The sequence below is a fragment of the Sphingopyxis sp. H115 genome (assembly GCF_001468465.1).
Classification (GTDB): domain Bacteria; phylum Pseudomonadota; class Alphaproteobacteria; order Sphingomonadales; family Sphingomonadaceae; genus Sphingopyxis.
On the sequence record NZ_LNSA01000001.1, the window covers coordinates 256,928 to 271,010 of the forward strand.

Here is a 14,083-nt window from a genome sequence, read left to right on the forward strand (position 1 = left end):
TTTCTCCATCGCCAGCTCAAAAACGGCGATACCTCCAACAACGATATAATTATCCGACGATTTTCACATCTAAAACGCCACGCTCGAATGATCCCCATACCTCAATTGAGTGCCCCCAAAAGAGATCGCCATCGTCATAGTAGATGGTAAAGTATCCAGACGCCGTCGCTTCGATCCGCGAAACACCGATGCGGGCGAGCCAATCTTGCCTAGAGATTTCGCCATCTTCTTCGTTCCAATTTTCAGCCCATGTTTTGAACAACTTCTCGTAGATGCGATCATTAAACTCGGCTGCCCAAAGGCGATCCTTATCGAGAAGAGCCAATGCGTTGACCGAGGCTTGATCATAGGTCCCCCCGTCATTGGACAAAATCAGAATCGCGTTACGGCCGCACCAATTGCCTCGTCCTTCGACATAACCCGCCAAATCAGCAACGGGCGCAAATTTACCAAGAACTTCATGCGAGAAGCCCTCACCTTCGCTCACGGAAGCGCGTCCTCGATCGCGGCTTCGATTTCGGCGATGGTGAAGGGCTGGCCCGACACCTTGTTTACGGGCTTTGCGTCGACCAGATACTGATCGCGCAGCACGGTCTTCAATTGCCCGGTGTTCATTTCGGGCACGATCACCTTGTCATAGCTCTTAAGCAATTGGCCGAGATTTGCGGGCAGCGGCCAGATGTGGCGGATGTGGATATGGCTGACGTCAGCGCCCTGCGCCCGCTGTCGACGCACCGCCTGATGGATCGGCCCAAAGGTCGAGCCCCAGCCGACGACCGCGAGCTTGCCGCCCTCAGCGCCCAATTCGACGACCTGGTCGGGGACCTTGACGCCGTCGACCTTGGCCTTGCGGATGTCGGTCATCGTCTGGTGATTGCCCGGCGCATAGTTGATGTGGCCGGTGTCGACCTCCTTCTCGATCCCGCCGATGCGGTGGAGCAGGCCGGGAGTACCGGGCTTGACCCACGGGCGCGCGAGCTTTTCGTCGCGGCCATAGGGCTTGAAGCCGCCCTCGGGCACTTCGGTCAAGAATTCAACCGGGAACGCCTCATAGGCGGTAAGATCGGGCACCGCCCAGGGCTCGGCGGCGTTGGCGATATAGCCGTCGGTGAGCAGCATCACCGGGGTCATATATTGCACAGCGATGCGCACCGCCTCGATCGCGCACTCGAACGCATCGCCGGGGGAGCGCGCGGCGATCACCGGCATCGGCGCATCGCCGTTGCGGCCATAGACCGCCTGATAGAGGTCCGACTGTTCGGTCTTGGTCGGAAGGCCGGTCGAGGGGCCGCCACGCTGCGAATTGACGATGACGAGCGGCAGCTCGGTCATGATCGCGAGGCCCATCGCCTCGCCCTTCAGCGCGATGCCCGGACCCGACGAGCTGGTGACGCCGAGCGACCCGCCATAGCTCGCGCCGATCGCCGAACAGATCGCCGCGATCTCGTCTTCGGCCTGGAAGGTCGTGACGTCATATTCCTTGAGCCGCGACAGATGATGGAGGATCGCCGACGCCGGCGTGATCGGATAGCCGCCGAAGAACATCGGCAGCTTGGCAAGCTGGGCGCCCGCGACGAGGCCGAGCGCGATGCCTTCGGCGCCGGTCAGCGTCCGGTAGAGGCCAGGGGCAACCGGCGCAGGGTCGACATGATGCTGCTTCAGCGGGCCCGCGAGCTCAGCGGTCTCGCCATAGGCGTGGCCCGCGTTGAGCGCGGCGACGTTGGCGGCGGCAAGGTTCGGGTCCTTGGCGAACTTCGCGTTCAGCCAGTCGATCAGCGGCTGGCGATCGCGGTCGAACATCCAGAGCGACAGCCCCAGCGTCCACATATTCTTGCAGCGGAGCGCTTCCTTGTTGCCGAGCCCGAAAGGCTTGACCGCGTCCATGGTGAGCTGGCTGATGTTGAGCTTCAGCAATTGCCACTTCGCAAGACTGCCGTCGTCGAGCGGGTTCGCGTCATATTTCGCCTTGGCGAGATTGCGGTCGTTGAATTCACCCTCGTCGGCGATGATGAGGCCGCCCTGCTTCAGCTGCGGGACATTGGTCTTGAGCGCCGCGGGGTTCATCGCGACAAGCACGTCGGGTGCATCGCCCGCGGTGTCGATCGCCGACGAACCGAAATTGATCTGGAAAGCCGACACACCAAAAAGCGTGCCTTGCGGGGCGCGGATCTCGGCAGGAAAATCAGGGAAGGTCGCGAAGTCGTTGCCCGCCAGCGCCGACGACAAGGTAAACTGACCGCCGGTCAGCTGCATCCCGTCGCCGCTATCGCCGGCAAATCGAACCACCACTGCGTCCGAAAGGGGGGACTGCCGCTTGCCGGCTTCGTCCGCTACCGCTGTCGCCATTTTTCGTATCTGCCTTTGAATCTTGCGAACCTGTGACACTGGCCTAGGCCTGTGGGCGCTTCGCCGCAATTGAGAAAAATTTGTGCGCAGCAAAGCGAGAAGCGCAGGTGAGTTTCATTTCGGGATTGAATTTACCCCGTCGATACCGAATAGCATGGTGAAAATTGGATCAGGGAGAGATGCAGATGACCGACGGCACCACCCATTTCACGCGCCCCGACGTGGCGGCTTTCCTCGCCTTCCTGAACGCGCAGGAAGGCCCGAAGATGGAGGAGATGCCGCCGGAAGGCGCGCGCGAGATGTTCCGTGTGATGGGCCAGCTCGCCGACGTGCCCCGCGGCGAGATCGCGAATGTCGAGGACCGCACCATCCCGGGGCCCGCGGGCGATATCGCCATCCGCATCTACGACAATCGCCCCGATCGCGACACCGGTCCGGTGATGGTCTTTTATCACGGCGGCGGGTGGGTGATCGGCGATCTCGACACGCATGATCCCTACTGCGCCGAGGCGGCGCGGCTGCTAGACATGCCGGTGATCGCCGTGGATTATCGCCTTGCGCCCGAACACCCCTTCCCCGCCGCCCCGATCGACTGCGAAGCCGCGACGCGCTGGGTCGCCGACCATGTCCCCTGCACCGGCCTTGTTCTGTCGGGGGAAAGCGCGGGCGGCAATCTGACGATCGCCACCGCGCTCAGCCTTCGCGACAAGCCAGCGGCGAAACCAGTCATCGCGATCCACCCCATCTATCCTGCGGTCACGACGCACGACGACTGGCAAAGCTATCGCGATTTCGGCGAGGGTCATCTGCTGACCAAAGGCAGCATGACCTGGTTCGGCAATCATTATGCCGCCGATCCTGCCGATTACCGCGCCTCGCCGCTCGATTTTCCGGCCGAAGGCTTGCCGCCGACGCTGCTCGTGACCGCGGGGCTTGACCCGCTGCGCGACCAGGGGCGCGCTTACGCCGCGAAGCTGATCGAAGCGGGGGTGCCGACAACCTACCGCGAGGCCAAGGGCAATATCCACGGCTATATCAATCTGTCGCAGGGAATCCCAAGCGCGAAGGAGGACATCCGCAGCGCGCTCACCATATTGAAAGCGATCGTCGCCGAAGCTAACGGCACGGCATGATTGATCACGACAAACTTCCCTATCGCCCGTGCGCGGGCGTGATGCTCGCCAACCGCGACGGTCTCATCTTCGTCGGCCAGCGCCTCGATACCACCACCGAGGCGTGGCAGATGCCGCAGGGCGGTATCGACGACGGTGAGGATGCCGAAGAGGCCGCCATCCGCGAACTTGGCGAGGAAACCGGCGTCCATGGCGGGCTGGTCGAGATCATCGCGCGCAGCAAAGAGGAATATTTCTACGACCTCCCCGACCATCTGATCGGCAAGATGTGGGGCGGAAAATATCGCGGGCAGCGCCAGCACTGGTTCCTGATGCGTTTCATGGGCGACGACGGCGACGTCAACATCCACACCGAGCATCAAGAATTCCGCGCGTGGAAATGGGCCGAGCTGGGCGAGATCGAGAAGCTGATCGTGCCCTTCAAGCGCGCACTTTATCGCGGACTGGTCGAGGAATTCGGCCCGCTCGTCTGATCCCTGAGTGCGATCGCAGTGCGAAAGACGTCGGCGAACATCTCGGCCGTCAGCCGCCCGGTGTTCGTGTTGTAGCGCGAGCAATGATAGCTATCGACGAGGTAGCGGTCGCCGGGCAGCGCATGGACCGCGCCATGCGCGAAGCGATGGGCGGCGAGGCGCTCGCCCGCCGCGCGCAGCGCCGCATCGTGGGCGATCCGCCCGAGCGCGATAATCACCCGGACTGCCGGCAGGGCGGCAAGCTGACGCTCGAAAAAGGGGCGGCAGTTCGCGATCTCCGCGGGCATCGGCTTGTTCTGAGGCGGGAGGCATTTGACGCTGTTGACGATGATCGCCCCGTCGAGCGTGAGCCCGTCGTCGATCCGCGCATCGTAGCATCCCTTGCTCAGCCCGAATTCGGCCAGCGTCGCGAACAGCAGGTCGCCGGCATAATCGCCCGTGAACGGCCGCCCGGTGCGGTTCGCGCCATGCTTGCCCGGCGCCAGCCCAGCGAACGCCAGCCAGGCATCGGGATCGCCGAAGGCATGAACAGGCGCGTTCCACCAGTCGGGGTGCTCATCCTGACACGCGCGCCGCAAAGCGACGAGCCGCGGGCAGCGCGGGCAATCGCGCGGCGGTTCGGTTCCGGGCAATGGGCTGTCAATTTCCACATATCTGCGATAGGCGCGCATCTATGAGCAACGCAATGCCGCTCCCGCTCTATGCCATCGGCCTCGGGTCGAACCGCCGCCATGCGCGTTATGGTGATCCGCGCGCCGTGCTGCTTGCCGCGCTCGCCGCGCTGGAGAGCGACGATATCGAGGCGGTCGACGCCAGCCCGATCATCGCCAGCGACCCGATCGGTCCGTCGCGCCGCCGTTATGCCAACGCCGTCGCGCTCGTCGCCTCCAAGCTGAGTCCGCCCGAAATGCTCGATCGCTTGCAGGAAATCGAAGCTCGCTTCGGTCATCGCACCGGCCAGCGCTGGAGCGCGCGGACGCTCGATCTCGATATCTTGCTTTGGTCGGGCGGGGCGTGGGCCGATGCCAGCCTCACTATTCCCCATCCCGCCCTCGAAAAGCGCGCCTTCGTGCTCGGCCCGCTGCGCGCGATCGTCCCCGAATGGAAGCACCCCTTGCGGGGACGCAGCGTTCGCCAACTCGCCGCACGGTTGATCCGTCCGAAGCCGGTTGACCCGAACGCGTCGGGGCACTAGGGCGGCGGCTCACTTCGCAAGATCGCCTTGGCGGTATCGCGATGGGCCCTTAGCTCAGTCGGTAGAGCAACTGACTTTTAATCAGTAGGTCGCTGGTTCGAACCCAGCAGGGCTCACCATATTCTCGATCGACATCCCAAAAGCCGGCCTTGCCGGCGCGGCTACGCACAATCTCTTGGTAGTATGCCGCCGATAGAATAGGGCGGCGATACCGGGCCGTTGCCCGATGGAGACAGGCCGAGCGATGAAGATATTATTGACGGGCGGCGCCGGATATATCGGTAGCCATGTCGCCACCGCCCTGGTGTCGTCGGGGCATGACGTCGTCTGTTTCGACAATCTTTCCAACAGCGATGCAGCGGTGATGGACCGGCTTGAAGCGATCACCGGCACCGCCATTCCGCTGGTCGAGGGCGACATCCGCGACCGCGACGCGATGCGCTATGTCCTCCAAGAATATGGCGCCGAGGCGGTCATCCATTTCGCAGGCCTCAAAGCCGTCGGGGAATCGGTCGCCGAGCCGATAAAATATTATGACAATAATGTGCGCGGTACCCTGACCCTGCTCGAAGCGATGGCCGATTGCGATGTGCATACGCTGGTCTTTTCGTCGAGCGCGACCGTCTACGGCCAGCCGCAATATCTACCGCTTGACGAGAACCACCCGACGTCGGCGACCAATCCCTATGGCCGTACCAAGCTAATGATCGAAGAGATGCTGCGCGACGTCGCGGCGGCGGATTCTAAATGGCGCATCGCCATCTTGCGCTATTTCAACCCGGTGGGTGCGCATGACAGCGGCCTGATCGGCGAAAACCCCAACGGCATTCCGAACAATCTGATGCCCTTCATCAGCCGGGTCGCCGCTGGACGGCTCGCTGAATTGTCGGTGTTCGGCGACGATTACGACACGCCCGACGGAACGGGCGTGCGCGACTATATCCATGTCGTCGATCTGGCCGAGGGTCATGTCGCCGCGCTTGAGGCGGTCGCGAAGAGCGGCCAACCGATTTCGACGTGGAATCTCGGCACGGGACAAGGCTATTCGGTGCTCGAGATGGTCGAAGCCTTCGAGCGTATCAATGACGTTAGCGTCCCCTATCGCATCGCGCCGCGCCGCGACGGCGACGTCGCAAGCTGCTTCGCCAGCCCCGAACGCGCCGCGCGGGAACTGGGCTGGAAGGCAAATCGCGACCTCGACGCGATGTGCGCATCGAGCTGGCGCTTCGAACGCATGCTCGCCACGCGCAACGCCGACTAGCCGAGCCAGCCGGCGGTCTGCGCGAACACCCACAGGCCGATGATCAGGAACAGGGCTGCTGCGACCATGCGGACCTTGGCCAGGTCGACGCGTTTCAGCAATTCGTTGCCGAGGAAGATCGCCGGGACATTTGCGATCATCATGCCGAGCGTCGTCCCTGCCGTCACCGCCACGACGTTCTGATATTGCGCGCCCAAGGCAATGGTCGCGACCTGCGTCTTGTCGCCCATTTCGACGAGGAAGAAGGCAAAGAGCGTCGTCAGAAACGCGCCGAAGCGCGGCTTGGGCGCTTCGTCATCGCTAAACTTGTCCGGGATAAGCGTCCATAGGGCCATCGCGATGAACGACAGGCCGATCGCATATCGAAAAACTGCGCTGTCGAGGAAGGCTGCCGCCGATGCGCCAAGCATCGCCGCGAGCGCATGGTTGGCGAGCGTAGCGACCAAGATACCGAGGATGATCGGCACCGGACGGCCAAAACGCGCGGCGAGCAGGATCGCCAGCAATTGCGTCTTGTCGCCGATTTCGGCGAGCGCGACCACGGCGGTCGACGTGAACAGGGCTTCCATGGGATACTCCGGGGCCGGACGGCTGCGATTCCAATAGACACCGGACCCGCCGTCCGGCCCGGACGAAGGTCGATGCCATTGGTCTCGCCCAAACGGTTTCCCGTTTCCACCGCACCATGACCTCTCAGCCAAGTATGTTGACGCGGTGGCCCGTCGCGAAGGACGGCTGGCTACTCCCCAGATGACGGCGGCGGGTTAGACGGCTTCGCGGTTTCAGACAAGTCATTTGACGCCGCAGGCGCTGCCTGACCGGATTTCGCGATATCGGCGTCCATCGCGTTCGCGCGCGCCTCAATCTCTTTTGCCGCCTCGTCATAGCGGTCGTCGAACCGCGGCTCGTCCTTGCACGCCGCAAGTAACAGCGCGGAAACGAAGAGGATTGCGGCGCGCATCAATAATCCTTGCGGTAGCGAATGCTAAGGTTCGACTGGCCCGACCCGCCCGCCTGGCTCAGCAGCGACAGCGCCGGAGTCAGGCTGATCTCCAGCTGCGTCGCGGTATAGCCGCGCGCGTCGGTGATCACCTCCAGATAGATGTCCTTGGTGATATACTGCCCGGCTGCGAGCGCCGTGCCGCGCCCGACGGTGTCGTCGGGGCCAAGAACGCGAAGCCGGTCGATTCCCGTCGCCGATTGCAGCGCGCCGAGCGGGCTCAGTCCTCCGCCCCCGCTGCTCAGTGCGTTGAGCGACGAGGCGAGCTGGACCGCCTGGAGCGGCGACAGCGTTGTGATCGAATCGCCAAACAGGATGCGCGACACGATCTCGTCCTGTGGCAGGCCGGGCACGCTCGAGAATGCGATCTGAGGATTGCTCGCGCGGCCGGTCACGCTGACGTTCACCGTCACCGTTTCGATCGTGTCGCTTGCAAGCAGGCGGATCGAGGGATCGAACGCGTCGCCGGTCGGGAAGGTTACACGCCCTTCCTGCAATTCGAACGAGCGTCCGGCGAAGCCCAGCGTCCCGCGCACCAGCTCGATCTCCCCGGTCACCCGCGGCGCCTCGGTCGTGCCGCGCAGCACGATGTCCGCCTTCCATTCGGACTCGAGTCCCATGCCGCTGACATAGATTTCGTCGGGCGCCTTCAGCGCGATGTCGAGCCGGATGAGGTCGAACAGGCTGCCGCCCACCGCCGCAAGCCCGTCGCCGCTGATCCGCGGACGGCCCGCGGCCGGCTTGCGCCGGACACCGGTCAGTACCGGCACCTGCGCCGCGCCTTCGCGCACGATCCGGTACCGCGTTTCCGGAAGGCGCAGGCTGCCCGACAGCAGCGCCGTCTGACCCGCGACCTTTTCCAGCGTCAGATTGCCCGTCGCGCGCGCGGCTATGTTCTCGCTGCGCGCTAGCCGCGCATTGTCGAGCGTTGCCGAGATATTCATCGGATAGCCGTCGGCCGACGCCAGGCTGATGAAGCCCTTGGCCTGCACCGTGCCGTCGCCCGCGGTTGCCGTGACCTGCTCGATCTCTAGCCGGTTCCCGGTGAAGCGGCCGTTCACGACCATGTTCGTCAGCCGCGTACCATAGGTCTGGTTTTCATAGACCATGTCTTTGCCGCGCACGACGCCATTCAGGCAGGGATCGGATACGCTGCAGCTGAAATCGGCCGCGACCGCGATAGGGCCGGTCACATGCTGGTCCGCGGGACCGAAGAAGGAATAGAGCGTATCGGCGGGCCCGTTGTAGCGGATACCGCCGCCGAGCGGCGCCGCCATCAGGCGTTCGGTCCAGCTGCCCGCGCCCGCGCCGAGCGGGCGGAGCGAGGCCTGCAAACGTCCGATTACGCTGCCCCGCTTGCGCATCACGGCCCGCGCCTCGCCGCCATCGCTGAGCAGCTTGCCGGCAAAATTGACGTCGACCGGTTGGCTGACCGAGGCGGCGGTCGTCCGCGTGAAGCCGGTGATCGTCAGCCGCGCGTCGGCGCGCGGGAAGCTGTCGGCGCTGGCCTGTTCGAAATCGAGGCTTCCCGAGGCACGGCCGCCGAGACCCATGTCGGGATAAACGGCGTTGAGGATCGCCATATTTACGCGTTCGAGGCGGCTCTGGAGCATGATGCCCTCACCAAAGCGGCCAGCGATCCGCGCGCTACTGCCACGGCCCAGATTGACCGTCGTGGGCAGCAATTCATAGCCATCGGCGCCAGGGATGATCCGCGCGGGCGATGTGGTGCGGAAATTAATGCCCGTTGCCCGGCCCTGCACCGATGCGCGCCACAAGTCCGGTTTCAGATCGGCATTGGCGGCAACGCGGAACGGCACGCCACTGGACCCTTCGACCAGCGCCTGCGCGCGGCCGCTGCCGTCGCGATAGTCGATCTTGACCCTGCCGACGGCGATATCGAATTCGCGGATGCGCGTCTGCGCAATCTGAATGTCGGCGACGACGTGCGGATTGTCGTACAGCGTGACATCAGCATCGACGATCGCCGAACCGACCGAAAGCTGCGCCGCCCCGGGCAACACGACATTGTTTGCGCGGACGTTGATCGCGGCGGCCTGATATTGGCCCGCCGCACTCAGGCGGACGAGACCGCCCAGCCCCTGTCCCGATGCGTCGAGCCGCCCGACGAACGGCCCCGCATCGCTCTGCACCAATCGCCCCTTGAAGCCGATGCCCGACAGGTCGCCGCGTTCGACATCGATTGTCAGCGGGCCTTTCGCCGTGAGCAACAGGACATCGGCGGACAGGGGGCCATAGTCCGTCTCGCCCGTCGCGGCGAGGCGATAGCCGTTCGGGGCGCCGTTGATGCGCGCCACAAGCTTGGCAAGGCCGATGCCGAGCCCCGGGCGTTCGGCGGTCACGACCGCGTCGGGATCGCTGATCGTGCCGGCCACCTGGACACCGACCGGGCCATAGTCGGCCGAGTTGGCGCGCGCCGTCAGCCGGATCTGCCCGTTCGGCGCGTAGCTCCCCTGCCCGCCGGTAATCCGCAGGCGCGGAGCAGAGAGGCGGAGGTTGGCGAAACGGACGAGACCGTCGGTGCCATAGCGCACGTCACTCGATGCCGTGGCGTTGCCGCCGAGGAAGTCGCGCACCCCCGAATTGAAAAGCCTCGTCGATCGCGCCCGGACGCGGCCGGCGATTTCGAAGCCGCCGCGCGGCGCGGTCTTGAGATCGGCATCGGTGTCGATATCGAAAATGCCGACGCTTTCGATGCGATAATCGTTGATCCGTCCGTCGATCGCCCCGGTGTAGAAACCCTTGTTGAGATCGGCGACAAGAATCGCCTTGGCGTCGATACGCGGCGAACGGAGGCGCAGATTGTCGCTGAGGATGCGCCCGTCGCTATAGGCCAGGTCACCGTCGAGCCGGACCTGAACAAGCGTGCCGCCGGCAACGGTGTCGAGGCCGCGAATGCGCGCGGCGCGGCCCGCGACCGGAATGACGATCTGGTCGGCATCGACGCGCGCCTTGCCGGCAAGGCTCAGTCCTTCGACGACGATATCGTTGACCGCGAGGTTGTTCGCATTCGCCTGATAATCGACCGTCGGCAACGCGAACTCGCCGTCGAGCGTGGCGGTCGCGCGAAGGCCGTTCGCACGCACCGCCGGCGCGATCGCGCCCGGCCGCAAGATGTTGACCGCAAGTTGCAGACCCTCATAACGGTTGGTGCCAAGATCGGCCCCGCCGCTGATCCCGAGTTCGGCCGCCTCCGACGACAGCCGCCCGTCGATCGCGGCTTTGCGTTTGTCGAGCCGCGCGGTCAGGTCGATCGCGGTCTCCTTCCCCAGGATTTCGGCGACCGGTCCGTCCGCAAACAGACGCGAGGCCTCTGCCGCCCCTTTCGCTGCGAAGGTCCCGTCGCGTCCGGTCAGGGCGATGCGTGCGAGCGGCGCCGTGCCAAGGTTTGCGGTCAGCTCGCCGTTCCAGGCCTTCCAGTCGCCGCGACCGTCGAGCTTGGCGGTCAGCGTTTCCTCGAAGCCGGCCATCGCCGCGAGCACGCCGCCCTGCGGCGCGTTGACATCGAGCGTCACCGCAAGCCGGTTCTGCTCCGGCACCGCGTCTAGTAACAGTTTCAGTTTGTCGCCCTGTCCGCCGCCGCCGCTGAGCGTCGCTGCGTTTGCGGTCACCTGCGCCCGGCGGTCAGCGATCGCGACCTTGCCGTTGAGCGTCGCCACCTGGCGTTCGCCCGCAACGGCGGGTTCGAAGACAAAGCGGTCGATCCGTAGCAGCCCGACGTCGATATCGAGATCGGGAAGCAAGGGCTCGCCCGTGTCGGGAACCGGCTTCAATTCGGGCAATTTACGCATCGTCATCGTCGCGGCGGTGGCCGATCGGATATCCACATGGTTCGCAAGATAGCGGATCGGCCGCCAGTCGACCCGCACTTCAGGCGAGGCGAGGAAGACGCCCTTGGGGTCGGACAGCGTAAAATTACGGATGACCATCTCGCCATAGAGCGATCCGTCGAGCCGGCCGATCCCGATCTTCATCCCGTTTTCGAATTCATATTTCTCGATCTGGGTGACGACGAAACGGCGTCCGGCGTCGCTATTGAGCCCGATGAGAAACAGGGCGAAAAGCAATATCAACCCGAGCAGTGCCACCCCGATCCAGCGCAAGATTGTGCGCGGCCACGACCGGAGTTTCGCCGGTGCGTCCTCTTCGGCGTCGAAGGCCGGGTCTCCGGTCATCAGAAGGCCTGTCCTATCGAGACATAGACGCTGACCCGCGCCTCACCCGGCTTGCGCCCGATCGGCGTCGCGATATCGAACCGCATCGGGCCGAAGTTCGTATAATAGCGCGCCCCGATCCCCGCGCCGAAACGCAGGTTCGAAAAATCGGGCGTCGAACCGCGATACACCTGTCCCGCGTCAACAAAACCGACGACCCCGAAATTGCCGAACCTATATCGCGCCTCGAACGCCGCCTCATTGACGCTACGCCCGCCGATCGGATCGTTGTTCGGATCCTTGGGCCCCAGTTCCTGATAGCCGAAACCGCGCACCGACCCGCCGCCGCCGGCATAGAAGCGCCGCGAGGGGGCCAGCCGCTCGCGCGCCGCGCCCAGGATCGAACCGACGCGGACGCGGCCTGCCAGTACGATGCTGTCTGTAACCGGATAGTAGCCGCTGACGTCGAGCCGCGCTCGCGCATAGGGCGAGAAGCGCCCGGCGAGCGAGCCTTCGGGCTGGATCAGCGCGGTGACGCGAAACCCCTTCGTCGGGTCGAGCAGACTGTCGGTACGATCCATCCCGACCTGCCCCGTGAGCCCAAGGATCGTATAGAAATCATAGCTGCGGTCGCCCGCGACGAAGTCATAATCATCCTCGCGCGTCGCGATCAGTTCGGCACCATAGGCATAGGTGAATTTCTTCTGCCAGATCGGGGTCGAATCATAGCTGACCCGCGCGCCGACACGCCCCGTGATCGCATTGAACGCGTCATAGGTGCTGCGTGTGACTTCGGTAACCAGTTCGAACGTGCGGTCGCGGCGTCCGGCGTTCGACCGGCGCAGCGTCGCGCCGACCCCCTGTTCCTGCGTCCCCGCGACGCCGCGGAAAATCAGCGCGCCTTCGGGTGGCAAGAAGTTGCGGTGCGTCCAGCTGCCCTCGATCCTCAGGCCCTCGCCCGTGCCATAGCCTGCGCTCGCCGCGATCGTCCGCGGCGGCCCGGCCTGCTGCGTGACCAGCATCGTGACATATTCGGTCCCGTCGCCGGCGCTTTCACCGGTCGGCTGCGGCTCGGCGGCGACGGTCGCGAACAGGCCGGTCGCGACCAGCGCCTGCCGCAGGTCGTCGACCTTGCGGCTGTCGTAAAGATCGCCGCGCTTGAAGCGGGCCAGCACTTCGACATGCTCTGCATCGAACGCGAGATCGCCTGTCGTCTCGATCCCACCAAAGCGCGACCGTTTGCCGATGTCGATCGGCAGCGTATACACTCCGTCACCCGTCGCGCCGTCGAGCAGAATGTCGCGCTGGCCGACGTTGGCGAAGGGATATCCTTCTTCGGGCAGCTTAAGCGCGATCGCCGCCTCCGCCCCCTGGATGCGCTGCGCGACGATCGGCTCGCCGACGCTCAATGGGAAATTGTCGGCAATCAGGTTCGGAGGGATCGTCGGCGCCGCATCGATGATGATATCGGCCAGCGTGTAACGCTGGCCCGGTTTGACGTCGATCACCGCGGTGATGGGCCGACGCTGGCGTTCCTGCCCTTCCGTCCGCTCGCCGCGATCGATCCGGGTATCGACGACCGCATCATAATAGCCTTCCGACGCGAGGATGCGCTGCATCAGTTCGCCGTCGGCGGACAGCCGTGCGCGAATCATCGCCGCGTTGTCGGCCTTGCCGTCGCCACCATAGAGCGCCGACAAATCGCCGAACAGGTCGGCAAGATCGACGTCGGTGCTGTCGTCGGCCGGATCGAGCCCGTTGACCTTCACCGAATAGGCGATGCTGGCGTCGCCCCGTTCTTCCTCCGCCTCGGCAAAGACCACGGGTTCGACGTTGAAATTGTCGAGCGGAGGGAGCGGGGCCGCGAGTTCCTGATCGCTGATCGGAGCATCGCCGATCGCCTCGGCTGCATCGCCATCGGCCAGCACCGGGACGGCTGTGCCGTCGATCGTCGGCGCTTGCGCCTCGGCGGTCGCTTCTCCTGAGTTGGACGAATCCTTCGCTGCTTCGGCTGCCTGCCGCTTCTCGAAATCCGCAATGGATTCGAGCGGGCGGTCGAGTTCGGCGTCGTCCCCGGCGCTGATCGGCGGGATGGCCTTGTCGAACTCATCGTCTTCGATGATTGGCGCGACCTCCGGAAGCTGAACCTCAGGCGGCGGAAGTGTCGGCGACGCGATCGGTTCGTCCGTCGCCGGTGGGAGCGTCGGCACCACGGCGGGCGGCGCGACCTGCTGCGCGCCCGCGGACGCGGTCCATCCCAAGGCAAGGATAGACACCGACAGGACGGACAGATGCCGCACCCGCGACGATCGCCGCGAGTGGCTTTCACATGTTATTTCAGGAAAATGCATCTGTGATCCGCCGATGACGCCTGTGTGGCGTGCGCGCGGCGACGGCGCAACCGGTTTCTATGGCCGAAACGTCCGCATGCCCCATCATTTCGTCGCATTTCCCCTGCCCGTTCGATGGGTTGCCCCCGATCAACGAGCCCGCGCCGATC

11 protein-coding genes, 1 tRNA gene and 1 riboswitch are annotated in these 14,083 nt (G+C 64.5%); of the genes, 5 read left to right on the plus strand and 7 right to left on the minus strand.

Going from position 1 to position 14,083, the window contains the following annotated elements:
- Nucleotides 1-49 precede the first annotated feature (49 nt).
- Entirely contained in the window at nt 50-487 is a 438-nt protein-coding gene (locus ATE71_RS01260) for a DUF2262 domain-containing protein (RefSeq protein WP_058801539.1), read from the minus strand.
- Complete coding sequence (locus tag ATE71_RS01265; RefSeq protein ID WP_058801540.1) at nt 484-2,346, minus strand: 2-oxoacid:acceptor oxidoreductase subunit alpha; 1,863 nt, start codon at nt 2,344-2,346, stop codon at nt 484-486. Before ATE71_RS01265 ends, ATE71_RS01260 begins: the two co-directional genes overlap by 4 nt.
- A 185-nt stretch (nt 2,347-2,531) precedes the next feature.
- Between ATE71_RS01265 and ATE71_RS01270 the strand changes: the two genes are divergently transcribed.
- Nucleotides 2,532-3,479, plus strand: a complete 948-nt coding sequence (locus tag ATE71_RS01270; RefSeq protein WP_058801646.1) for an alpha/beta hydrolase — start codon at nt 2,532-2,534, stop codon at nt 3,477-3,479.
- Nucleotides 3,476-3,952 (plus strand): RNA pyrophosphohydrolase, encoded by a 477-nt coding sequence (locus ATE71_RS01275; RefSeq protein WP_058801541.1) that lies wholly within the window; start codon nt 3,476-3,478, stop codon nt 3,950-3,952. The genes ATE71_RS01270 and ATE71_RS01275 overlap by 4 nt, the downstream gene beginning before the upstream one ends.
- On the opposite strand, the gene ATE71_RS01280 is transcribed toward ATE71_RS01275, so the two are convergent.
- Nucleotides 3,913-4,602, minus strand: a complete 690-nt coding sequence (locus ATE71_RS01280) for a uracil-DNA glycosylase (RefSeq protein WP_058801647.1) — start codon at nt 4,600-4,602, stop codon at nt 3,913-3,915. The genes ATE71_RS01275 and ATE71_RS01280 overlap by 40 nt on opposite strands.
- 23 nt (nt 4,603-4,625) lie before the next feature.
- Here ATE71_RS01280 and folK point away from each other — a divergent pair, with 23 nt between their 5' ends.
- From folK to galE, 3 genes are all read left to right on the plus strand, one after another.
- Nucleotides 4,626-5,147, plus strand: coding sequence for a 2-amino-4-hydroxy-6-hydroxymethyldihydropteridine diphosphokinase (folK, locus tag ATE71_RS01285; RefSeq protein ID WP_152998582.1), 522 nt, complete (start codon nt 4,626-4,628; stop codon nt 5,145-5,147).
- A 43-nt stretch (nt 5,148-5,190) separates the two neighbouring features.
- Nucleotides 5,191-5,266 (plus strand) — tRNA-Lys (locus ATE71_RS01290).
- A 125-nt stretch (nt 5,267-5,391) separates the two neighbouring features.
- Nucleotides 5,392-6,408, plus strand: coding sequence for a UDP-glucose 4-epimerase GalE (gene galE / locus ATE71_RS01295; protein WP_058801542.1), 1,017 nt, complete (start codon nt 5,392-5,394; stop codon nt 6,406-6,408).
- On the opposite strand, the gene ATE71_RS01300 is transcribed toward galE, so the two are convergent.
- From ATE71_RS01300 to ATE71_RS01315, 4 genes are all read right to left on the minus strand, one after another.
- Nucleotides 6,405-6,977, minus strand: coding sequence for a TMEM165/GDT1 family protein (locus ATE71_RS01300; protein ID WP_058801543.1), 573 nt, complete (start codon nt 6,975-6,977; stop codon nt 6,405-6,407). The genes galE and ATE71_RS01300 overlap by 4 nt on opposite strands.
- 15 nt (nt 6,978-6,992) lie before the next feature.
- Nucleotides 6,993-7,169: riboswitch (yybP-ykoY riboswitch) on the minus strand.
- The gene (locus ATE71_RS01305) at nt 7,148-7,369 is read right to left on the minus strand and encodes a hypothetical protein (protein WP_058801544.1); all 222 of its coding nucleotides are present in this window, start codon (nt 7,367-7,369) and stop codon (nt 7,148-7,150) included. (Overlaps the previous riboswitch by 22 nt.)
- The gene (locus ATE71_RS01310) at nt 7,369-11,604 is read right to left on the minus strand and encodes a translocation/assembly module TamB domain-containing protein (protein WP_058801545.1); all 4,236 of its coding nucleotides are present in this window, start codon (nt 11,602-11,604) and stop codon (nt 7,369-7,371) included. The genes ATE71_RS01305 and ATE71_RS01310 overlap by 1 nt, the downstream gene beginning before the upstream one ends.
- Nucleotides 11,604-13,934, minus strand: coding sequence for an autotransporter assembly complex protein TamA (locus ATE71_RS01315; protein ID WP_058801546.1), 2,331 nt, complete (start codon nt 13,932-13,934; stop codon nt 11,604-11,606). The genes ATE71_RS01310 and ATE71_RS01315 overlap by 1 nt, the downstream gene beginning before the upstream one ends.
- Nucleotides 13,935-14,083 lie beyond the last annotated feature (149 nt).